At 63.2% G+C, this 21,750-nt stretch carries 18 protein-coding genes; 2 read left to right on the top strand and 16 right to left on the bottom strand.

Features of this window, described 5'->3' with window-relative positions; translation table 11 throughout:
• Positions 1-14: 14 nt before the first annotated feature.
• From GE073_RS06850 to GE073_RS06830, 5 genes are all read right to left on the bottom strand, one after another.
• Complete coding sequence (locus GE073_RS06850; protein WP_101808751.1) at positions 15-863, bottom strand: CheR family methyltransferase; 849 nt, start codon at positions 861-863, stop codon at positions 15-17.
• Positions 856-4,560 (bottom strand): response regulator, encoded by a 3,705-nt coding sequence (locus GE073_RS06845; protein ID WP_323744192.1) that lies wholly within the window; start codon positions 4,558-4,560, stop codon positions 856-858. Before GE073_RS06845 ends, GE073_RS06850 begins: the two co-directional genes overlap by 8 nt.
• Positions 4,561-4,820: 260 nt before the next feature.
• Positions 4,821-5,420: a hypothetical protein gene (locus GE073_RS06840; RefSeq protein ID WP_153783120.1), complete on the bottom strand. Its 600-nt coding sequence runs from the start codon at positions 5,418-5,420 to the stop codon at positions 4,821-4,823.
• 116 nt (positions 5,421-5,536) lie between these two features.
• Complete coding sequence (locus GE073_RS06835; RefSeq protein WP_228551336.1) at positions 5,537-6,556, bottom strand: CobW family GTP-binding protein; 1,020 nt, start codon at positions 6,554-6,556, stop codon at positions 5,537-5,539.
• 290 nt (positions 6,557-6,846) lie between these two features.
• Complete coding sequence (locus tag GE073_RS06830; RefSeq protein WP_028600585.1) at positions 6,847-7,173, bottom strand: YflT domain-containing protein; 327 nt, start codon at positions 7,171-7,173, stop codon at positions 6,847-6,849.
• Positions 7,174-7,441: 268 nt separating this feature from the next.
• On the opposite strand from GE073_RS06830, the gene GE073_RS06825 reads away from it, so the two are divergent.
• Positions 7,442-8,614, top strand: coding sequence for a glucose-1-phosphate adenylyltransferase (locus GE073_RS06825; RefSeq protein WP_228551334.1), 1,173 nt, complete (start codon positions 7,442-7,444; stop codon positions 8,612-8,614).
• Positions 8,615-9,026: 412 nt separating this feature from the next.
• Here GE073_RS06825 and cysK read toward each other — a convergent pair whose 3' ends face one another.
• The 11 genes from cysK to GE073_RS06770 form a co-directional block, all read right to left on the bottom strand.
• Positions 9,027-9,956, bottom strand: coding sequence for a cysteine synthase A (gene cysK / locus GE073_RS06820; protein ID WP_028600587.1), 930 nt, complete (start codon positions 9,954-9,956; stop codon positions 9,027-9,029).
• A gap of 123 nt (positions 9,957-10,079) precedes the next feature.
• The gene (locus GE073_RS06815; RefSeq protein WP_153783119.1) at positions 10,080-12,695 is read right to left on the bottom strand and encodes a rhamnogalacturonan lyase; all 2,616 of its coding nucleotides are present in this window, start codon (positions 12,693-12,695) and stop codon (positions 10,080-10,082) included.
• Positions 12,696-12,992: 297 nt separating this feature from the next.
• Entirely contained in the window at positions 12,993-14,621 is a 1,629-nt protein-coding gene (gene groL / locus GE073_RS06810) for a chaperonin GroEL (RefSeq protein WP_028600588.1), read from the bottom strand.
• Positions 14,622-14,705: 84 nt separating this feature from the next.
• A complete protein-coding gene (gene groES, locus GE073_RS06805; protein WP_028600589.1) occupies positions 14,706-14,987 on the bottom strand; it encodes a co-chaperone GroES in 282 nt (93 codons plus the stop codon).
• Positions 14,988-15,176: 189 nt separating this feature from the next.
• On the bottom strand, positions 15,177-15,452 hold the full coding sequence (locus GE073_RS06800; protein ID WP_043111998.1) for a hypothetical protein: 276 nt from the start codon (positions 15,450-15,452) through the stop codon (positions 15,177-15,179).
• Positions 15,453-15,724: 272 nt separating this feature from the next.
• Positions 15,725-16,543 (bottom strand): twin-arginine translocase subunit TatC, encoded by an 819-nt coding sequence (gene tatC, locus GE073_RS06795; protein ID WP_228551332.1) that lies wholly within the window; start codon positions 16,541-16,543, stop codon positions 15,725-15,727.
• Between the two features lie 123 nt (positions 16,544-16,666).
• A complete protein-coding gene (locus GE073_RS06790) occupies positions 16,667-16,924 on the bottom strand; it encodes a twin-arginine translocase TatA/TatE family subunit (RefSeq protein WP_028600592.1) in 258 nt (85 codons plus the stop codon).
• A 63-nt stretch (positions 16,925-16,987) separates the two neighbouring features.
• Positions 16,988-18,001 (bottom strand): molybdopterin-binding protein, encoded by a 1,014-nt coding sequence (locus tag GE073_RS06785; RefSeq protein ID WP_028600593.1) that lies wholly within the window; start codon positions 17,999-18,001, stop codon positions 16,988-16,990.
• Positions 17,998-18,492 (bottom strand): MogA/MoaB family molybdenum cofactor biosynthesis protein, encoded by a 495-nt coding sequence (locus GE073_RS06780; RefSeq protein WP_028600594.1) that lies wholly within the window; start codon positions 18,490-18,492, stop codon positions 17,998-18,000. Before GE073_RS06780 ends, GE073_RS06785 begins: the two co-directional genes overlap by 4 nt.
• An 18-nt stretch (positions 18,493-18,510) precedes the next feature.
• Positions 18,511-19,020, bottom strand: coding sequence for a cyclic pyranopterin monophosphate synthase MoaC (gene moaC, locus GE073_RS06775; RefSeq protein ID WP_028600595.1), 510 nt, complete (start codon positions 19,018-19,020; stop codon positions 18,511-18,513).
• Positions 19,017-19,649, bottom strand: a complete 633-nt coding sequence (locus GE073_RS06770) for a 5-formyltetrahydrofolate cyclo-ligase (protein WP_052333624.1) — start codon at positions 19,647-19,649, stop codon at positions 19,017-19,019. The genes moaC and GE073_RS06770 overlap by 4 nt, the downstream gene beginning before the upstream one ends.
• A gap of 141 nt (positions 19,650-19,790) precedes the next feature.
• Between GE073_RS06770 and GE073_RS06765 the strand changes: the two genes are divergently transcribed.
• Positions 19,791-21,731, top strand: coding sequence for an ABC-F family ATP-binding cassette domain-containing protein (locus GE073_RS06765; protein ID WP_028600596.1), 1,941 nt, complete (start codon positions 19,791-19,793; stop codon positions 21,729-21,731).
• The last annotated feature ends 19 nt before the right edge of the window (positions 21,732-21,750 follow it).

Below are 21,750 nucleotides of genomic sequence, written 5' to 3'. Positions count from 1 at the left end.
CTCTGAACGTGCGGCTACTTGATCTTGCGATAGATGCGGTTCACGAGGTCCAGATCGTCGAACTTGTCGGCATGCCGCGTGAAGTTGATCGACTCCTTCGTGCCGAGCAGCAGCACGCCGAACATGCTGAGGCTGTCGTACAGCAGCCCGTGCACGTGATTTTGCAGCTCCTTGTTGAAGTAGATCATCACGTTGCGGCAGAGGATGACGTGGAACTCGTTGAACGAACCGTCCGTTACCAGATTATGCTGGGCGAAGACGATATTTTTCTTCAGGAAGCTTTGGAAAATGACGGACTCGTACCGGGCCATGTAATAGTCCGAGAACGATTCCTTGCCGCCGCCGTCCTGATAATTGCGCGTATATTGCTGCATCCGCTCGATCGGGAAGACGCCCTGGCGGGCGACGTCGAGCACGGTGGCGCTCATGTCCGTCGCATAGATGCGGGTTTTCTCGAGCAGCCCTTCCTCGTGGAGCAGGATCGCCATCGAATAGACTTCTTCGCCTGTCGAGCAGCCGGCATGCCAGATGCGGATGAACGGATAGGTTCTGAGCAGCGGCACGACATTTTCGCGGAACGATCGGAACGCTTCCGGATCCCGGAACATCTCCGTGACGTGGATCGTCAGATCGGACAGCAGCCTTTCCATGCAGCTGCGGTCATGGACCATCTTGTCGGTCAGGGAGGTCACCGTCGCCAGCCTCTCGGCGTGGACGCGATGCCAGACCCTGCGCCGGATCGAGGCATAGGCGTAATTGCGGAAATCGTACCCGTACAGCCGGTACATCGCCTCCAGCAGCAGCTCGATCTCGACTTGTTCCCTCTCGTCCGCCTCGCTTGGACGAAGCTTGCTGTTATTTATACAACCACACCCTCATTAATGAAAGCAGCTGGTCGACATTCACCGGCTTGGCGATGTAGTCGCTGGCCCCTGCCTCAATGCATTTGTCCCGATCGCCCTTCATCGCCTTGGCGGTGACGGCGATGATCGGCAGCTTGTCGAAGCGGCTGTCCGCCCGCAGCAGCCTCATCGCCTCGTAGCCGTCCATTTCCGGCATCATGATGTCCATCAGCACCAGATCGAGATCCGGGTTCTTCTCGATCTGCTCGATCGCCTCGCGGCCGTTCTCCGCATAGATGATGTTCATCTTGTAGCCTTCGAGCACGTTGGAGAGGGCGAACACGTTGCGGATGTCGTCGTCGACGATCAGCACGTTGCGGTCTTCGAAAATCGTCTCGACGCTGTGCAGCTTGCGCAGCACGCTTCGCTTGTCTTCCGGCAGGTCGGCCTCGACGCGGTGCAGGAACAGCGTCGTCTCGTCGAGCAGGCGCTCCGGAGACTTCACGTCCTTGACGATGATCGTCTCGGCGTATTTCTTGAGCATCATCTCTTCGCGCTTGTCGAGCTCCCGGCCCGTGTAGATGATGATCGGCAGATCGTGGAGCTCCTCGTTGCGCCGGATCTGGTCCAGCAGCTCGAAGCCGCTGATGTCCGGCAGCCCGAGGTCGAGCACCATGCAGTCGTAGCGATGCTCGGTCAGCTCGCGGAGCGCTTCCTTGCCCGAGGAGACGCCGGTGATGACGAGGTCGTCGTGGCCGATCAGCTCCTCGATCGCGAGCCGCTGCGCCTGATCGTCCTCGACGATGAGCAGCCGCTTCAGGTTGCGCTCCAGGAACAGTCCGATCTGCGTGAACAGATTGTCGAGATGCTCCTTGGTGACCGGCTTTTTGAGATAGGCGATCGCGCCTAGCGACAGCCCCTGCTGCACCTCGTCGATGACCGAGATGAGATGCACCGGGATATGCCGCGTATCGGCATCGTTCTTGAGATGATGGAGGACGGACCAGCCGTCCATGACCGGCATCTGGATATCGAGCAGGATCGCGTCCGGAACATACGTCCTCGCCAGCGACAAGCCCTTGTCTCCCTGTCCGGCCGTGATCGCCTTGAAGCCGCGCGAGCGGGCGATGTCGACGAGCACCTTGGCGAAAGCCACGTCGTCCTCGATGATGAGCACGACCTTGTCGCCTTCCTCCAGGTTTTTCAGATCGTCTTCGACCTCCTGCAGCACGCGGACCGGCTCTTCGGCCTGACGGCGCGGCGCCGCCGCGATTGCCGGCCGGCCCGGCGACAGGGCGGCGGCCGCTTCGCTCATGCCCCCGAAGCTTGCTCCCGCGTCGAACTCGGCTGGTTCCGTCAGACTTTTAACGATATGGAACTCCGGCAAGGTGAGGACAAAGGAGCTCCCTTCTCCCGGCTTGCTCGTCAGCCTCACGTCGCCGCCGAGCAGCTTGGCGAGATCGCGGCTGATCGCGAGGCCGAGGCCCGTGCCGCCGTACTTGCGGCTCGTCGTGCCGTCGACCTGCTGGAACGCCTCGAAAATGATCGCTTGCTTGTCTTCCGGAATGCCGATGCCGGTATCGCGCACCTCGAAGGAAATCCATTCGCCCTCGGCCTGCTCCGGAAGCTCCGGCCCGGATGCCTTGCGGATATGCAGGGCGACCGAGCCCTGGCTCGTGAACTTGAACGCGTTGGAGAGCAGATTGCGAAGGATCTGCTTGACCCGGTGGCTGTCGGTGAACAGCTCGGTCGGCACGTCCTCGTCGATTTTCGTCTCGAACACGAGATCCTTCTGCGCGCTCAGCGGCTGGAAGCTGCGCAGCGCGTACTGCTCCAGGTCGCGGATCGGCACATGCTCGGTGACGACGTCCATCTTGCCCGCGCCGATCTTGGACAGGTCGAGAATCTCGTCGATCAGCTTCAGCAGATCCGAGCCGGAGCCGTGAATCGTCGTCGCGAATTCAATCTGCTTCTTCGTCAGATTGCCTTCCTTATTGTCGGACAGCATCTGCGACAGGATCAGCAGGCTGTTGAGCGGAGTCCGAAGCTCATGCGACATGTTGGCCAGGAATTCCGACTTGTACTTGGAGGCGAGGCCGAGCTGCACGGCCTGCTTTTCGAGCGCGTCGCGCGTCTGCTCGATCTGCTGGCTGCGCTTCTGCGTCTCCTTCATCTGCAGCTCCAGCATATGCGTCTTCTGGAGTAGCTCCTCGTTCGTCTGCTCGAGCTCCTCCTGCTGCGACTGCAGCTTCTCCTCGGAAGACTTGAGCGCTCTCGTCTGCTCCTCGAGCCGTTCGTTGGAGCTGCGCAGCTCCTCCTGCTGGCTGATGAGCTCCTCGGACTGCGACTGCAGCTCCTCGCTCATCGTCTGCGACTCGCGCAGCAGCTCCTCGATGCGGATGCGGCCGAACAGATTGTGCAGCACCATGCCGACCGACTCGCCGATCTGCTTCAGCAGCTCCAGATGGATCGCGGTGAACGTCTGCAGCGTGCCGAGCTCGATGACGCCGATGACCTTGTTCTGATAATGGAGCGGCAGAATATGCAGCTCGCGCACGGCCGACTCGCCGATGCCGGAGGATACCTTGAGGTAATCGCTCGGCACCTCGGTCAGATGCACGGCCCGGCCGTCGGCGGCCGCCTGGCCCGTCAAGCCCTCGTTCAGACGGACGACGGAACGCATACGGCCGCCCTCCATGCCGGCATAGCTGCCGCGCAGCGTCAGCGTCTGGGCTTCTCCCATATGGTCGCGCACGTAGAACGCCGCATACGTCGCTCCGGTCAGCGGCGCGATCAGCTCCGCCAGCTTGCCCGACAGGCGGTCCAGGTCGGTGATGCCCTGCGCCTCCACGGTGACGTTGGCCAGATTCGTCTTGAGCCAGGTCTGCTCCTGCATATTCTGGTTGTAGATTCTCTCCGCCTCGGTCTTTTCATCCAGATCGTCGGCGAGCGCGATGAAGGCGTCCGTCACTTCCTTGAACTCGCCCTCCTGCTTCTCCGCCAGCCGGCGGGACTCCGCCGTCGAGCCGCCCTGGGCGAAGCCGGCGATCATCGCCGACAGGCCGCGGAAGCCGCGATTGAGCGACTTCGTGTTCCAGGCCATGATGAACGCTCCGGCCAGCACGCCCGCTACCGTCAGGGCGACCATAATGTTCGTCGTCGCCTCGTTGTCCGCGCGCGTCTGCTCCACGAGCTGGGTCAGGGCGTTGCGGTGGTAGCTCGACAGCTTCTCGATATCGGCGACGAGCGATTCCTGGAATTCCAGTCCTTGCGCTTCGCGCAGCGCGACCGCCTCGGCGCCCTTGCCGGAGCTCACGAGTGAGAGCGCCTGGTCCACATAGCCGAAGAAGTCGGCGGCAGAGCCTGTGATATCCTCCATCATGGAGATTTCGGACGCATTGGTCGAAAGCGATTTGAGCCTTTCGATGCCTTCCAGGACGTTCTGGCGCATCGCCTCGATGTTCCCGCGGTTTTTCTCGACCGTCTGGGCCGTCGGAACGGTCAGCACGTTGACCATGAATTTGGCCACATTGTTCGCGTTGCCCCGCATGTCCGTCGCCACGTAGACCTTTGTATAGCGGTCGTCGTAAATCTCGTTGAGCTGGTCGCTCATGCTGAACAGGTTCCGCACGCCCGCGATGCTGAGGATGATGATGATCGCCAGCAGCAGGGAGAAGCCGATCTGAACTTTCGTCCGGATTTTCATGTAGGTGCTCACCGATTCCCCTCTTATATGAATGTCATTCTATGACTATCGTTCTGTAACGATCTTTCTTGATCAAAAACGGTCCTTCCAATCTATTTTACAGGAGCCGCGAAGCGATCGTCACCCCGAATCCGCAACAAAATATGGGTGTTTGCCCAGGTACGCACGAAGCGGCCGCAACCTCCAGAGGCAGCGACCGAATCGATTCAACATCATATGAAATTGAAATACCCGCTTCCGAGCCTATTGAAACAGAGGAATCGACATTTATTTTATTGCTGCGGGGAGGACCAGAAAAAGTCGATCGAGACAAGCTCTCCGCTGAGAGGATCGAGGAACAGCTTGGCGGCGAAGCCGCGCTCGTCGACATAACCGACGCCGTCGTCAGCCGTGAACATCGGCTGGCCGAACGCCTCCGTCCATCCCTCGAGCGAAATCGGCAGGCTGCCGCTCTCGAGCTCGATCCGCCCCTCTCCGGCCGGCACGCTCACATACTCCACGCTGCCGCCGGTGAAGCCGACCTCCATGCCGGGATAGGTCCACGCCGTCTGTTCGGGCAGCAGCTCGTCGCGCTGCGCCGACTGCGGGATGCCGATCTCGGTCACGACCTGCTCCTTGGCGTCGGAAAGGCCCACTCCATTCACTTCGCTGAAATCCAGCGCCGGCTCCTCCGACATGGCGGCCTCGTCCTGCAAAAAGGCCGAATACGCCGGCGAAGCTGCGCGGACCGCAGCCTCATTCGAATCATCCGCCACCGCCGGTCCGACGGCGACCGCCGGAGAAGGCGCATAAGCGGGGCGCATGAGCACGCCGATCGTAACCCCCGTCATCAGCAGGCAAGCAGCGGCAACCAGAGCGACGATCCGTTTCATGCGCCTTCCTCCTCGTAAGTGGAATCTTCCGTTTCTTGCTTGATTCCTTCATTTACCACGAGATTCGGACGGCGAAACAGCTCAAGGCGCAGGAAAAAAGCCGGCGGAACGGCGAATCAGAGCCGCTCCAGCTCCGCCAGCTCCCGCAGCAGCTCCTCGCGGGAAAAATGCTCTCCGATAAAGACGATCGCATCGGGCGCGGCGGAGGCCGTCGGCACGAAATCGGCTTCGCGGAACGCATACTGGAACAGATACCGGCTCGGCGTGTCGGCGAAGGTGACGATGCCTTTGGCCCGGTAGACGGCATCGGGCAGCCGTCTCAGCAGCTGCTCGAACGCGACGCTGTCGAACGGCCGTTCCGGGTAGTAGGAGACGGCCAGCAAATGCTCATGCCGTTGTCCGTGCGCGCAGGCGTGCCCCGCAGCATGCGTCTCTCCGCAGCCGCAGCCTGACGTTCCGTCCGGCGCTTGCCGTCGCTCGCGGATCTCCTCGCCGGCGATCGCCCTGCCGCTGGCGTTCAGGCCGTCGAGCCAGCCGTCCGGGACGGCGGCGCGCACCGTCACGGCCAGCTTCGCGCGGCCGTTCAGCTCGCGGAGCAGCTGCTCCAGCTCGACCCGCTCCTCCGGGTGCAGCTTGTCGGCCTTGTTGAGCACCAGATGCGTCGCGCAGCGGATGCCGTCCGTCAGCAGCCGGTACGTCCGCCGGCTTCCTTTGCGCAGCTGCAGCAGTCCCGGCCCGTCCACGACGGCGATCGCGGCAGCCAGATGGAGCGGGCGATGCAGCGAGGCTTCCATGACGTTTTCGACCAGCTCCAGCGGATTGGCCGCTCCGGTCGCCTCGACGAGGATCACATCCGGCCTGCGGTCGGCCAGCTGCAGCAGCTCCGCGGTCAGATCCGCCTTCATCGAGCAGCAGATGCAGCCGCTCAGCAGCTCGCTTACGGGCCTGCCGCCCGCTGGCAGCTCGTCGAACGCGACGTCTCCGAGCTCGTTCAGGATGACGGCGGCCAGCTTACCCTCCTCGCGGAACCGCTCTGCCAGCCGGGCGAGCAGCGTCGTCTTGCCGCTCCCCAAAAAGCCGCCCAGCAGGACGACCGGTATCGACGGAGCGGCCGCGGACGGAATCATTTCGTTCATGCTTGCATCTTCCTCCCCAAAACCGAAATTCCCATCCTATCAGTATACCTGCGGGTCGGCAGTCCGTACACCGGAAGCCGCGAGGCCATTTTTTTCTGTCAGATAAAGGGAATCGATCTGCGGATGGGGAATATTTACATTGGGATAACCGATCTTCGATATCGGAATATTTAATCCTATTAAACAAGCGAGTGGAAGGGGGGATTTCGGGGATACGGCTGTCGCCGGCATCGGGAAACGCGGAAAAGCCCCGGAAAGCGCTAGGCGCTCCGGGGCGGGCAAGGCGACGGTCAGTGGGTTTTGGCGATGACGAGAATCTTGCCTTGGTCGAGCACTTCCTCGTAGCGCTCCGCCTCCAGGTCCGTCAAGCCGACGGACTCCAGCTTCGAGCGCAGCTCGTCGCCGCGGGAGCGGAACATATTGGCCATGGAGTCGAATACGCCCTCCTCGGACATGCCGATCTTGTTCGCATCGGAATTTTCGACCAGCCGATCCGTCTGATCCTTGTCATGCGCCAGTACATAGATCTCATCCCGACCATATCCGCGACGGTTCAGTTCCCGTACGGCCGACATCGCGTCCGTGCCGTTCTCGACAACTTGAATGCTTGGTTTCATTGAAAATCCCTCCAGTTTGGTGTAGTCGGTCTTATCGGGAAGCCGCCAGCGCGGCGGCCTGTCCTCAGCCTAGGCATCTCTACCCTTGCCTTGCGGCTCATGAAACATTCAGGACCTTCTCCGCCGCGGCCAGTCCAGCCGAAACGCCGCTTCGTCGCTCCCCGGGCCGCTTGGCCCGCTTGTTTTCATTCGGTTTCAAAGTGTTCCGTGCCGTTTAGTTATAACCTAGACATGATATTCCGAGCGAAAAAATGGAGGGTACCGCCTAATGATCCAATCGAATGCTTGCCTTGCTATGCTTCTTGCCGGAGGCGAAGGAAAACGCCTCGCCCCTCTGACGAACCGACTCGCCAAGCCTGCGGTGCACTTCGGAGGCCGCTACCGCATCATCGACTTCCCGCTGAGCAACTGCGTCAATTCCGGCATCAACCGGATCGGCGTGCTGAGCCAATATATGAAGCAGTCGATCACGCAGCATATCGCGGACGGACGGGCTTGGGACAACGCCCGCATCGACCTGCTTTCCTCTAAGGATGAAAAGAACGGCTACGTCGGGACGGCCGACGCCATTTATCAACATATCGACTTCATCGAGAAGGAGAATCCGGAGCATGTGCTGATCGTCTCCGGCGACCATATCTATCAGATGGACTATACGGAAATGCTCACGTTCCACCGCCAGCGCGGCGCGGCTGCGACGATCGCGGTGAAGGAGGTGCCGTGGAGCGAGGCATCGCGCTTCGGCATCATGAATACGAACGAGCGGCTGCAGGTGACCGAGTTCGCCGAGAAGCCGGCCGAGCCCAAGAGCAACCTCGCTTCCATGGGCGTCTATATTTTCCGCTGGGCCGACCTGAAGCAAGCTTTGGTGAAGGATGCCGAGTCGAGCCGCTCCTCCCATGACTTCGGCAAGGACATCATTCCGCAGCTGCTCTCCGAGGGCAGCAGCGTCGTCGCGTTTCCTTTCCAAGGCTATTGGAAGGATGTCGGCACGCCGGACAGCCTGTGGGAAGCCCATATGGATCTGCTGAACGGCGTCATCGACCTGAACCGTCCGGAATGGCCGATGTACACGCCGTCCCTCGACCTGAGCCCGGCCGTCTACGTCGAAGGGCGCGGCGAGGTGTCCAACTCGATCGTGCAGCGCGGCTGCCGCATCCAAGGCTCGGTCGAAGGCTCCATCCTGTTCCATAGCGTGCAGATCGGAGAAGGCAGCACGATTACGGACAGCATCATCATGCCCGGAGCCCGGATCGGCCGAGGCGTGCATGTGCACCGCGCGATCGTCGGCGAGGGCGCTTATGTCGCCGACGGCTCGACGATCGAGGGCACGGGCGAGAAGCTTACCGTGCTCGGAGCCGGAGAGTTCCGCTACAGCCGCTCCCCGCTTCGTCGCCTGCGTCCTGCCGCAGCGATGGAGGAGATCCGCACCGGCTCTTGAGGAGCCGGTTCAGGCTTGAGGGTTCAGGCGAAAGCGGGCCTGCGGAGATTGACTCCGAGATTGGGGATGGCCTGTCCGAGCCGGAAGCCGCTCCGGGCACGGACCCTCTTTCCGATTCCGCTGATGCCCAGATTCCTTTGATCTCCCTTCCCGAAAAGGATGGGATCCGGCCATCAAGGGAAACGCTCCCGCTTCTCCAAGAGGGTTCCGTTCCCGCCGCTTTCTGTTCTGCCATTTCCAAGGCAGCTCGAACGATCCAAGCTGTCCATCCGCATAAAAGCAAAAGGGACGAACTGGAGCCAGACTCCGTTTCGTCCCTTTTTGCGTTTTTAGCCTGGCTGCGGCGGCGATCCCGCTCCGCCTTGCCGATGCGGAGGCCGAAGGGCGCTCGCGGCCGAGGCTGCGGCTGCGATCATGGGGCGTCGAACACGCCCATGCTCAAATACCGCTCGCCGCTGTCCGGCGCCATGCAGAGCACCCGCTTGCCCGGACCAAGCCGGGCCGCCTCCCGCAGCGCCGCCCAGACGGCCGCTCCGCCGGACGGGCCGATCAACAGCCCCTCCTCGCGCGCCAGCCGCCGGCATGTCTCCAGCGCCTGCTCGTCCTGCACCTGCACGATCTCGTCGTAGACGGACGTGTTGAGGATGGCAGGCACGAAGCCCGGGCTCGTGCCGACGAGCTTATGCGGTCCTGGCTCGCCGCCCGACAGCACCGGCGAGCCTGCGGGCTCGACGACGACGATGCGGAGACCGGGCAGCCGGCGCCTCAGCTCCTCCCCGGTGCCGGTGATCGTGCCGCCCGTGCCGGCCGTCGCGACAAAGGCGTCCAGCCGGCCGTCCATCTGCTCCCAGATTTCCGCGGCCGTCGTCAAGCGATGCGCGTCGGGGTTGGCAGGGTTTTCGAACTGCTGCGGGATGAAGCTTCCCGGGATGCCGGCGGCCAGCTCCTCCGCCTTGCGGATCGTGCCCGGCATCCGCTCGGCTGCCGGCGTCAGCACGACCTCCGCCCCATAGGCGCGGAGGATGCCGATCCGCTCCTTGGTCGCGTTGTCCGGCATGACGAGAATCGCGCGGTAGCCGCGCGCGGCCGCGTTCATCGCCAGTCCGATGCCGGTGTTGCCGCTTGTCGGCTCGATGATCGTGCCGCCGGGCAGCAGCCGTCCGGATTTTTCGGCTTCAAGGATGAGATTGGCGGCGGCGCGGTCCTTCACGCTCCCGCTCGGATTGAAGCTCTCCAGCTTGACGCAGACTTCGGCCAGCTCCGGGCCGGCCAGGCGGTTCAGCCGCACGGCGGGCGTGTCCCCGATCAGCTCCGTGACGGAGCGGACGATTCTAGGCGGCATGGTCTGCCCCTCCTCTTCCTTTTGCGATATGACCCATCGTAAAGGAAGAGGAGGCCGGAATCAACCGGCCTCCCCGAACCGGCTCTGCGGCTGTCGCTATGCGGCATGCCCGTCCGTCCTGCTTCAGCGCTTTTTCCACTGCTCCAGCTGCTGCTCCGCCAGATCGCCCAAGTTCAGCCCTGCGGCGCGGGAGACTTTGGCTTTGGAGCCTCTCTTCTCCAGCTGGATGCGGAATTTCTCCAGCGCCTTGGCCGCCTGCTCGGCGCGGCCGGCTTCGTCATGCCGCCAAGCCTGCTCCCACGACGCTTCAAGCTGCTTCACGATCGGCCCCGACAGCTCGCCTGCTCCGGCATAGTGCTGCAGCTGCCGGCCGAGCTGCGCCAGCAGGCCCGGCTGCCGGATCGACGCCGACTTGACCGCGGACCAATCCATGTCCGAGCCGAAATAGTAGCTCGGATACGACGGCTGGTTGTAGGTCGTGTTCTGACGCGCGACTTCGGCCCGGTACTGCGGGTCGAGCATCGGCGTCACGAGCTTGCGGCTCGCAAGCTCCGTGCTGAGGTAGATCCGGATGGCGGAGCTGTCCGCCGTGCGGACGAGCAGCTCCTCGCGCCAATCGCCGAAAACATCGGCGACGAGGCCCGGATTGCCCTTCGTGCCGTTGTTCGTCTTCGTCCCTTCGGCCGTCAGCAGCGTGCCGCGGCGCCAGTCCTGGATCGTCGGCGTGACGTCGATCGCGCCGTCGACGATCTGCGTCGTGCCGTCCGCCGCCCAGCGGATGCTCATGTTCGTGCCGGGAGCCTTGCTGCCGATCTGCGTGCCTTTCGCGTTCCACAGCGCCCCCGCCGGAGCGAGCGGCACGCCGGCCCACGCCTCGTACCCCGGCTGGGACGGATCGACGTCGCCGACCATGCCGCGGCCGGTATCCTTGCCGGTGTAGCCGCCCCACAGCACGCTCCCCGTCGCCGCGTCCCGCATCGCATAGCCGTAAGGCGCGTACGTCCCGCCTTCGTGGACCGTGAAGATCTCGAGGCCAGGCCGCTGCGGATCCAGATCGCCGACATGCATCGCGTCGCCATGGCCGAGACGAGCCGTTTCGCCCGGCTGAGCGCTCTCCGCAGGCATGAGCGCCTTGGAGCTGTACAGCAGCGAGCCGTCGTCGTCGATCGTCGCCGAGCCGTAGACGATCTCCTGCCTGCCGTCGCCGTCCACGTCGGCCGCGCTCATCGAGTGGAAGCCCTGCGTCGTCAGCGAGCCGAACTCCGGATCCGTGCCGTCGCGGCCGTGAGGACCGTCGTTGAACGGATTCGTCATCGGCGTCCAGCCGCTGTCCACGTACCAGTATTCCCGCAGCCGCTTGCCGTCCCAGCCGTAGGAGACGAGCGTCGAGCGGGTGTAGTAGCCGCGGGCGAACACGGCGTACGGCTTGCTGCCGTCCAAATAAGCGACGCCGGCCAGGAAGCGGTCGACGCGGTTGCCGGGCTCGATCCGGGCCATCGCGTAATCGCCCCAGCGCAGGCCGTCGTCTTCCCGGCCCGGCTTGTACGGAATCGTCTGCAGCTCCGCCCCCGTCCGCCCGTCGAATACGCTCAAGTATTCCGGACCGTCGACGATGAAGCCCTCGAACGCCCGCAGATTGTTGCGTGCGCTGCGCGCCGGAGCGTACACGTCCATGAAGTAGTCGGCCAGCTCTCTCGCGTCCTCCAAAGAGAGCGGGTAGCTGAACTTCGGCTCGATGCCGAACGCCTCCTCCAGCGTCGCCGGCCAGCTGCCGTCCTTGACCTCCGGCTGCTGATGCCACTCGCGGAACAGCTTCACGACATGATCGTAGTAGCCTTGCTTGCTCAGGCGATAGTCGTCCTGATGGCTGTATCCGGCCGAGACATCCGCCTTCGGCATCGTCACGTAGGCTTCCTTCCGCACGCTGCCGTCCGGCGCATACGTCGTGACCTTCGTGCCCGGAGCGGTCTTGAACATGATCTCCGACTTGCCGTCGCCGTCGAAATCGTAGACGAGGAACTGCGTATAATGCGCTCCGGCCCGGATGTTGACGCCGAGATCATAGCGGTAGAGCAGCGTGCCGTCGAGGCGATAGCAGTCGATGTAGACGTTGCCCGTATAGCCGATCTGCGACACATCCTTGGAGTTCGACGGGTCCCATTTGACGAAAAACTCGTACTGCCCGTCCCCGTCGACATCGCCGACGCTCATGTCGTTCGCGCTGTACGTGTACGCCTCGCCGACCGGAGTGACGCCGTCCGCCGGCTTGCGCAGCTTGAGGTCCAGATAGGCGTTCGTCCATGGCCGGACGGACGCGCTTTCGTTCCTCTCCTTGCCGCCGCGCACGGCGACGACCTTATACGCCGAGCTGCCCGAGCCGCCGCGGTCCACGTAGTTCGTGCTGTCCTTCACCTCCGCCAGCTTGCGCCCATCCCGGTAAACCTGGAACGTCGTGCCGGCATCCTTGCCCGCGCGGGCCGCCCCTTCCTCTCCCGCGAGCAGGCGCCAGCTCAGGAACACCCCCTCCGACGTCGCCGCAGCGACAAGCCCGCGGTCCAGATACTCCATCTGGTAGCTCGCTTTTGCGGGCGAATGCGATTTACCGGCAGTCGCGCTCGCGGACGCCGCAGCCGATGGCTGCGCGGATGCCCCGGCGCCAGAAGCCGCGCCTGTCGCCAGCATCGTCGCCGCCAGGCCGATCGCGGCCGCTCGCCTTCCGGGTTTGAATCGTTTCGTCATATCCAAGCTCCCCTCGCCGTATGAATGGTTGCGCTTTCAATTGACGCGTTGCTCCAGCTTGACCGCTGACCTCCTTCCCGTGTCTAGTCCCTATTGTAAAATCGTTATCCATTCGTTTCCATGCATACGGGAGAGGTTTTTGATCATAAATCAGTGGTTGTGCTAAAAGCGATCCGGCTTGCGCGGATGCGAAACGCGCCAGCAGAGCCAGCAACATAGAGCCGAATTAAAAAAAAGACGGGACCTCGAAAGGTCCCGTCTTCTTCTCTTGCTGGATCAGGCTAGTTGGCCCGGCACTTACATCATGCCGCCCATTCCGCCCATTCCGCCCATGTCTGGCATGGCCGGCTTATCCTTCTCCGGCTTGTCGACGACGACCGCTTCGGTCGTCAGGACGACAGCCGCTACGGAAGCGGCGTTCTGCAGCGCGGAACGCGTCACCTTCGTCGGATCGACGATGCCGGCTTCGAACATGTTGACCCAGTCGCCGGTAGCGGCGTTGTAGCCGATGCCGACCGGTTCCTTTTTGAGGCGCTCGACGATGACGGAGCCCTCTACGCCTGCGTTGGTCGCAATCGTGCGGACCGGCTCTTCCAGAGCGCGCAGGATGATGTTGACGCCGGTCTTCTCTTCGCCGGTCACGTCCAGAGCCGCAACGGCGCTGTATACGTTCACGAGAGCCGTGCCGCCGCCGGATACGATGCCTTCTTCAACGGCAGCGCGCGTGGAGTTCAGAGCGTCTTCGATGCGCAGCTTGCGCTCTTTGAGCTCGGTTTCCGTCGCAGCGCCGACCTTGATGACGGCTACGCCGCCGGACAGCTTCGCCAGACGCTCTTGCAGCTTCTCGCGGTCGAAGTCGGACGTCGTTTCTTCCAGCTGGGCGCGGATCTGCTTCACGCGGACTTCGATGTCCGTCTTGTCGCCGGCGCCGTCCACGATGATCGTGTTCTCTTTGGTCACGCGGATCTGGCGAGCGGAGCCGAGCTGCTCGACCGTCGTGGACTTGAGGTCCAGGCCAAGCTCCTCGGTGATCACTTGGCCGCCCGTCAGAGCGGCGATGTCGCCGAGCATCGCTTTGCGGCGGTCGCCGAAGCCAGGAGCCTTGACGGCAACGCAAGTGAACGTGCCGCGCAGACGGTTGACGATCAGCGTCGCTTGAGCTTCGCCTTCCACGTCTTCCGCAATGATCAGCAGCTGCTTGCCGGATTGGACGACCTTCTCGAGCACCGGCAGGATCTCCTGGATGTTGGAGATCTTCTTGTCGGTGATGAGGATGTAAGGGTTGTCGAGCACCGCTTCCATCTTGTCCGTATCGGTGATCATGTACGGGGAGACGTAGCCGCGGTCGAACTGCATGCCTTCTACGACTTCAAGCTCGGTGTAGAAGCCTTTGGACTCCTCGACCGTGATGACGCCGTCGTTGCCGACCTTCTGCATCGCTTCGGCGATCAGCTGGCCGACTTCCTCGTCGCCGGAAGAGATCGCAGCGACTTGAGCGATCGACTGCTGGCCCTCGATCGGCTTGGAGATGTTTTTCAGCTCCTCGACCGCAGCGCGGACCGCTTTTTCGATGCCTTTGCGCAGGACGATCGGGTTCGCGCCCGCCGTCACGTTTTTCAGGCCTTCGCGGATGATCGCCTGGGCGAGCACCGTCGCGGTCGTCGTGCCGTCGCCGGCGACGTCGTTCGTCTTGGTCGCGACTTCTTTGACGAGCTGAGCGCCCGCGTTTTCGAACGGATCTTCGAGCTCGATCTCTTTTGCGATGGATACGCCGTCATTGGTGATGAGCGGGCTGCCGAATTTCTTCTCGAGCACGACGTTGCGGCCTTTCGGTCCGAGCGTCACCTTTACTGCATTCGCCAGAGCATCCACCCCGCGCAGCATGCCGCGGCGAGCGTCTTCGCTGAACTTGATTTCTTTCGCCATCGTTCGTTACCTCCCGAGTGATGATTGGATTGTGGTCCTAAGTATGAAAGCCGAGCCTCTATAGCGCCGGCAAGCCGATGCAGCTTAGCCGAAGATCGCGTGGATGTCGCTTTCTTTCATAATCAAATACTCTTTGCCTTCGTACTTGATCTCCGTGCCTGCATACTTGGAGAAAAGAACGCGGTCGCCGACCTTCACTTCCAGCTCGACGCGAACGCCGTCCTTCAGAGCTCCGCTGCCTACAGCTACGACTTTGCCTTCTTGCGGCTTCTCTTTTGCCGTGTCAGGCAGCACGATGCCGCTCGCAGTCGTCTCTTCCTTGGCGATCGGTTCAACCAATACGCGTTCACCCAAAGGTCTGATCATGAAAAAATAGCCTCCTTGATCGAAATTTGTCATTTTATTAGCACTCGTTGGAGTCTAGTGCTAATAACAGTTTTTATCATACTCAAACTGCCGAACAATTTCAAGGGGGCACCCCCATCTTTGTCTTCAAAAAAGAGGTCTTGAGTTCAAAAAAAAAAGAAGCCGCGCTGGCGCGGCTTCTTGCAGGGGTCAGAAACGGTCTTCCGGTCGATCCTCCAGCTGCTCGAGCTTGTGGGAGACGAGGTGAAGGGCTGCTCCGGACGTATAGATGAACACGCTGCCGATGAGGAATCCGATGCCGACCATCAGCGTCATGTTCGTATCGCTAAAGTGGGTGATGTTCCAAAGGGAGGTCACGACTCCGATCAGCAAGCAGGTCCACGCCATCATATTCATGAATTGGAAGAGACGATCGACCGCATTCTTCGTTTGCTGTACCGGTTTCACGGACATCATTTTAGCCATGCTTGTCACATCCCGTTCAAGATTGTAAGTGTTTTCTTGCATCCACTATACCATAGTCGAGCATCGATGTTCAAACTTTTTTCACATTTCCATCATATCTATGTCACGAATTCCGGATTATGCGCCTTCTTTTCCCTTACCCTGGTCTTGACTCCACCAATCTCAAGCCTTATTCTGCCCGCTTTATGTCTTTTTCATGAAAAAAGCCCCGTCCTCCGGAAAACCGGAAAACGGGGCTGCAAAGCTCAGGGCTGCGCCAGGCTCGATCGGAGCTATTCGCTCAGCGCCGCCGAATCGTAGCGGCTGTCGAACTCGGCATCCTTGCGCAGCTGCTTGCGATGGATGCGGTCGCACATGTAGATGCTCACCTCGTACAGCAGGATGAGCGGGATCGCGACGAGCAAGTCGGACACGACATCCGGCGGCGTCACGACGACGCCGATGACGACCATCCCGAAGTAGGCGACGCGGCGCATCTTGCGCAGGCCGGCCGGCGTCAGGATGCGGATCGCCGTCAGGAACATGAACAGCACCGGCATCTCGAACAGCAGCGAGATCGGCACGACGATGTTCACGAGAAACGTCAGGTACTGCACGATGCCGTACGTCTCCTCAAGGCCGAGGCTGCGGGAGATCTCCGACGTGAAATGGAACGCCATCGGAAAGACGACGAAATAGGAGAAGCTGATCCCGATCAGCAGCATGAGCAGCGCGAACGGCACGTAGCGCAGCGCGGCGGTCTGCTCATGCTTGCGCAGCGCCGGCTTGACGAACGCCCACAGCTGGTAGAACGCGAGCGGGACGACGGGGACGAGCGCGATGATGAAGGCGAACTTCATGTAGATGCCGATGCCGTCCCACAGCGAGAACGTATGGAATCCTCCGATCTCGCGGGCCTGCTCGGTCGTCGTGAGATACCCGTACATCGGCTTGGCGAGAAAAAGGCCGAGCACGAGTCCCGCGATCAGCACGAGCACCACGACGAACAGGCGCTTGCGCAGCTCGCCGAGATGCTCCATCAGGGACATGAGCCCCTCCTCGCTCATCCGCTTGCGCAGCGGCGAGGATCCGTCCGGGGGACGGCTGGCCATACGAGGTCCTCCTTATGCAGCCATGCCGGCAAGCCCGCGCCGCGAGCGTCCCGACCTGGCAGGGATTCAATGAAAAAGCGGAAGCCTCGGGCTTCCGCGCGGTCATGCGCCGATGCGAGCCGGCTACTCCGGCAGCCGGCGGGCTTCGGCACGGCTCGCTTCGGGCTGCGCGCCCTCGCTGCCGGATACTTCGATCCGGGAGGACGAAGCCGGGCGCTTCGCCTGGTCGTCGTCCTCGGCCATCAGCTCGCGCGTGCCGGCCTTGAATTCCTTGAGCGTGCGGCCGAAGGCGCGGCCGAGCTCCGGCAGCTTGTTCGGTCCGAACAGCAGCAGCGCGATGACCGCCAGCAGCAGAAATCCAGTAGCTCCAATACCACCCATTGTCGGTTCCTCCTTGAGAACGGGCCCGGGCAGGCCGTTCCGCTGTTGAATGCGCGGAGGGCGTCAGCAGCCGTACAGGCCGCCGTATCCCATCGCGGTGATGTCTTCCCTGCGAATCTCCTCTCCCGCCAGCAGGCGCGGAAGGAGCACGTCGAACGAAGTATGGGGATCATGCATGACGCAGCCGGGCAAGCCTAGCACCGGCGTCCCGCCGAGATAGCCCATGAGCAGCATCGAGCCGGGCAGCATCGGCGTCCCGTAGCGGACGATGTCGGTGCCGGCGGCGCGGATCGCGCCTGGAGTCCGGTCGTCGGGATCGACGGACATGCCGCCTGTAAGCAGTATCATATCATATTCCTTGTCTTTGTACTCAACGATCTTGTCGACGATCCGCTGCCGGTCGTCCGGGACGAGCGCCTGCTCGGCCACGGACGAGCCGAGCCGCTCCAGCTTGGCGCGCACGGCGGGACCGAACCGGTCCTCGATGCGGCCGCTGTACACCTCGCCTCCGGTCGTGATGAGGCCGACGCGCATCGGCCGCAGCGGCTTGACCTCGATCGGCGCGCGGCCGTGCCGCTCGCGGAACCGCGCCGCCAGCTCCTCGACGCGGGATACGAGAGCTTCCTCCACGACGAGCGGAATGACGCGGGTCGCGGCCACCTGGCCGCCCGCCTCCACGAGGCGGTCGCCGACGACGGTCGCCAGGGCGATGTCGCCGAGGGCGTTGATCTCGTTCACATACTCCGGATCGATCTTGACCAGCCCCTGGATCGAAGACTTGAGCGCCACCTTGCCCTCATGAGGACGGCCCGGCTCGATCCGTTCCCCGCGATGGGCTTCCGCCATGCGAAGCGCGGCCTCGTCCTCATGGAGCTCGCCCTCGGCCAGCTCCATGACATAGAGATGAGCCTTGCCGATGTCGAGCAGCGCCGGGATGTCGGCCTCGGTCACGACATGGCCTTTGACGAACGCCCGCCCCTTGAACGAGCCGGGCACGATGCGCGTCAGGTCATGCGCGAGCCGCAGGCCGAGCGCCTGCTCGACAGGAACCTCGCGCAGCCTCGTGCGGATGCTCATGCGCCGTGCTCCCCTTCCCGCCCGGAGACGATGGCGAGCGCATGAGGCAGCTGGTCGATGACCGCCATCAGGCACTCATGCACGCCCTTGGGGTTGCCGGGAAGATTGATGATAAGGGTGCGGCCGCGGATGCCGCTCACGCCGCGCGAGAGCATGGCGCGCCGGGTGCGCGACATCGTGCTGCTGCGCATCGTCTCGGAGATGCCCGGCACCTCGCGCTCGATCACCTTGAGCGTCGCCTCCGGCGTGATGTCGCGCGGACCGAGGCCGGTGCCGCCCGTCGTCAGCACGAGGTCGGCCTCGTAATAGCCGGTCATCTCGATCAGCGCGGCCATGATCTCGTCCTGCTCGTCCGGCACGATGCGGTAATCGACGATGTTCCCGCCCAGCTCCTCCTCGACGAGCTCGCGGATGACCTGCGCGCTCGTATCCTCCCGCTCGCCCCGCGAGCCCTTGTCGCTCGCCGTAAGAATCGCTACCTTCCATCGCATCTTCCGTTCCTCCCGTCGCTATGCCCGATCTGTCCGGCTGTAATCGCCGTTTTTGCCGCCCGTCTTGGAGACGAGCTCGGTCGGTCCGATGACCATGTCTTTTTGCATCGCCTTGCACATGTCGTAAACGGTGAGCGCCGCGGCCGATACGGCCGTCAGCGCCTCCATCTCGACGCCGGTCGGCCCCTTGGTGCGGACGGCCGCCTCGATCGTGAGCACGTCCCGTCCGTTGTCGCCGAACGAGATGTCGACGCCGCTCAGCGGCAGCGGATGGCACATCGGAATCCACGCCGACGTATTCTTGGCGGCCATGATGCCGGCCACCTGGGCGACCGCGAGCACGTCTCCCTTGGCGATGCCGCCCGCCTTGATGCGCGCTAGCGTCTCCTCGGCCATCGCGATCGACGTGCGGGCGACGGCTGTGCGGGCCGTCGTCTCCTTGTCCGAGACGTCGACCATCCGCGCGCGCCCCTGCCCGTTGAAATGGCTGAGCGGCTCCTGCGGCGATGCGGTTGAACGGTCTGTCATGATCGGCCTCCCTCCGGCGGATGCGTGTTCGTCCAGACGAGCCCCTGCTCCGTGACCAGCCCGTCGAGCGCGGCGTCATGCGGCTCCATCGGCACCTGCGGCACGAGCTGCGCGGCGAAGCCGAGCCCGATCCAGCGCCCGCCCGCCGCATCGCGCGCCTCGGCGCGGAAGCGGTCGTAGTAGCCGCCGCCATAGCCGATCCGGCCGCCGCAGCGGTCGAAGCCTGCGCCCGGCACGAACACCGCCTCCGGCGCCTCGTCCGGCGCCGCGGCAGCTCGGCCGGGATCGGGCTCGAGGATGCCGTAAGCGCCTGGAGCGAGCTCGTCGCGCGAGCGCACCGCATGCAGCGCCAGGCGCTTCGCGCCGACGTCGGCGCGAGGCAGCAGCAGCCGCAGGCCGCGAGACCAGCAGAACTTCAGCAGCTCCGACGTGTCCAGCTCCGAGCGGAACGAGACGAACGCCATGACGCTGCGGATGCCGGAAGACTCGATCCACTCGGCCGCATGGCGGCAGGCGAGGCACGAAGCCTCCGCCCTCTCCGCCGCGGACAAGCCGTCGCGCAGGGCGAGCAGCCGCCGGCGCAGCTCCCTCTTGGTCTCGGCGGACTTCGCCGATCCGGATTCCATCATCGGACCCACCATTCCTGCCATAATTGTCTATAGTGTACCACCGAGCGGTTTGTTTCGCCAATAAGGGTCGATTATAGCGGCGGATTGCGGTATTCTACATTTATATATAGAAGCATTCTGCGGAAAGGAACATGCCCGGCCATGCTGCTGCAAGTCAACGACCTAACGAAAAGCTACGGCATCACCACCATATTGTCCGGCATCACGTTCCAGATCCAGGAGCGCGAGCGCGTCGGGCTTGTCGGCGTCAACGGCGCCGGCAAGTCGACGCTGCTGCAGATCCTCGCGGGCCAGATGTCCAGCGACAGCGGCGTCATCCACCGCGCCAAGGAGACGCGCGTCGGCTATCTCGCCCAGAACAGCGGGCTGCAGTCCGAGCGCAGCATCATCGAGGAGATGAGGGCGGTGTTCGGCCCGCTGCTCGAAGCCGAGCAGGAGCTGCGCCAGCTCGAGCGCGACATCGCCGATCCGGCGCTGCACGAGGACGACAAGCGCTACCAGGACACGCTCGAGCGCTACGCGCGCCGCTCCGACTGGTTCCGCGACCAAGGCGGCTTCGAGATCGAGACCCGCATCAAGAGCGTGCTGCACGGCATGGGCTTCGGCCAGACCGATCCCGCCACGCCGATCCGCTCCCTGAGCGGCGGGCAGAAGACGCGGCTCGCGCTCGCCCGCATCCTGCTGCAGGCGCCGGATCTGCTCATGCTCGACGAGCCGACCAACCATCTGGACATCGCGACGCTGACCTGGCTCGAGGATTATTTGCGCGGCTACTCCGGCGCGATCCTCGTCGTCTCCCATGACCGCTACTTCCTCGACGCGACCGTAGGCACGATCATCGAGATCGAGCGCCATCAGGCCAAGCGCTATACCGGCAACTACAGCCGCTTCGTCGAGCTCAAGGAAGCCGAGTTCGAATCGGCGATGAAGCAGTTCGAGAAGCAGCAGGACGAGATCGCCCGCATGGAGGAGTTCGTGCGCCGCAACCTCGTGCGCGCCTCTACGACCAAGCGCGCGCAGAGCCGGCGCAAGGCGCTCGACCGGATGGAGCGGCTCGACCGTCCCCAAGGCGATCTGAAGCGCGCGCATTTCCGCTTCGAGACGGAGCGGACGACCGGGCGCGACGTGCTCGACGCGCGCGAGCTGTCGGTCGGCTACGAGGACCGCGCCGAGCCGGTGTTCCGGGACGTGTCGCTGCGCATGGAGCGGGGCGAGACGGCCGCGCTCGTCGGGCCGAACGGCATCGGCAAGTCGACGCTGCTCAAGGCGCTCATCGGCAAGCAGCGGCCGCTGTCCGGCACGATCCGCTGGGGCACGCATGTCAAGATCGGCTACTACGATCAGGAGCAGACCGAGCTGAGCGGGACGAACACCGTGCTGGAGGAAGTATGGAGCGCCTACCCGCATGTCGAGGAAGCGCGCATCCGCACCGTGCTCGGCAACTTCCTGTTCAGCGGCGACGACGTCAAGAAGCGCGTCGGCTCGCTGAGCGGCGGCGAAAAGGCGCGGGTCGCGCTCGCCAAGCTGATGCTGCTGCAGGCCAACGTGCTCATCCTCGACGAGCCGACCAACCATCTGGACCTGTACAGCAAGGAAGTGCTGGAGACGGCGCTGCTCGATTACGAGGGCACGCTGCTGTTCATTTCCCATGACCGCTACTTCCTTAACAAGATCGCCGAGCGCATGATCGAGCTGACGCCGACCGGCACGATCGACTACCTGGGCAACTACGACGACATGATCGAGAAGAAAAAAGAGCTGGAGGAGCTGCGGCTGGAAGCCGGAGCAAAGCAAAGCGCGGCCTCGGCGGCCGCGGCCGCAGCCGACAAGCCGGTCGGCGCCGGCTCGTACGAGGCGGACAAGCAGGCGAAGCGCGACGAGCGCGCGCGCCAGCGGCGGCTGGAGCAGCTCGAGGCGGACATCGCCCGCCTGGAGGGGGAGAGCGGCGAGCTCGAGGAGCGGCTGGCCGACCCGGACGTATACCAGGACTATGTGCAGGTCCAGTCGATCCAGGAGGAGCTCGCATCGGTCAAGGCCAAGCTGGAAGCGGCCTACGCCGAATGGGAAGAGCTGCTGGCCTGACGGCATGGGCTGACGGCCG

Origin of the sequence: Paenibacillus sp. B01, assembly GCF_009649995.1 — a bacterium.
GTDB classification, from domain to species: domain Bacteria; phylum Bacillota; class Bacilli; order Paenibacillales; family Paenibacillaceae; genus Paenibacillus_O; species Paenibacillus_O pasadenensis.
This window is presented reverse-complemented; position numbering and strand designations above follow the sequence as displayed.

Coding starts and splice junctions, on each gene's coding strand:
- GE073_RS06770 (WP_052333624.1), bottom strand. CDS start 19,649: ATGATGGAATCCGGATCGGCGAAGTCCGCCGAGACCAAGAGGGAGCTG.
- GE073_RS06830 (WP_028600585.1), bottom strand. CDS start 7,173: ATGAAACCAAGCATTCAAGTTGTCGAGAACGGCACGGACGCGATGTCG.
- GE073_RS06780 (WP_028600594.1), bottom strand. CDS start 18,492: ATGCGATGGAAGGTAGCGATTCTTACGGCGAGCGACAAGGGCTCGCGG.
- GE073_RS06825 (WP_228551334.1), top strand. CDS start 7,442: ATGATCCAATCGAATGCTTGCCTTGCTATGCTTCTTGCCGGAGGCGAA.
- cysK (WP_028600587.1), bottom strand. CDS start 9,956: ATGCCGCCTAGAATCGTCCGCTCCGTCACGGAGCTGATCGGGGACACG.
- groES (WP_028600589.1), bottom strand. CDS start 14,987: ATGATCAGACCTTTGGGTGAACGCGTATTGGTTGAACCGATCGCCAAG.
- GE073_RS06800 (WP_043111998.1), bottom strand. CDS start 15,452: ATGGCTAAAATGATGTCCGTGAAACCGGTACAGCAAACGAAGAATGCG.
- groL (WP_028600588.1), bottom strand. CDS start 14,621: ATGGCGAAAGAAATCAAGTTCAGCGAAGACGCTCGCCGCGGCATGCTG.
- GE073_RS06785 (WP_028600593.1), bottom strand. CDS start 18,001: ATGAGCATCCGCACGAGGCTGCGCGAGGTTCCTGTCGAGCAGGCGCTC.
- GE073_RS06840 (WP_153783120.1), bottom strand. CDS start 5,420: ATGAAACGGATCGTCGCTCTGGTTGCCGCTGCTTGCCTGCTGATGACG.
- GE073_RS06765 (WP_028600596.1), top strand. CDS start 19,791: ATGCTGCTGCAAGTCAACGACCTAACGAAAAGCTACGGCATCACCACC.
- GE073_RS06790 (WP_028600592.1), bottom strand. CDS start 16,924: ATGGGTGGTATTGGAGCTACTGGATTTCTGCTGCTGGCGGTCATCGCG.
- moaC (WP_028600595.1), bottom strand. CDS start 19,020: ATGACAGACCGTTCAACCGCATCGCCGCAGGAGCCGCTCAGCCATTTC.
- GE073_RS06815 (WP_153783119.1), bottom strand. CDS start 12,695: ATGACGAAACGATTCAAACCCGGAAGGCGAGCGGCCGCGATCGGCCTG.
- tatC (WP_228551332.1), bottom strand. CDS start 16,543: ATGGCCAGCCGTCCCCCGGACGGATCCTCGCCGCTGCGCAAGCGGATG.
- GE073_RS06835 (WP_228551336.1), bottom strand. CDS start 6,556: ATGAACGAAATGATTCCGTCCGCGGCCGCTCCGTCGATACCGGTCGTC.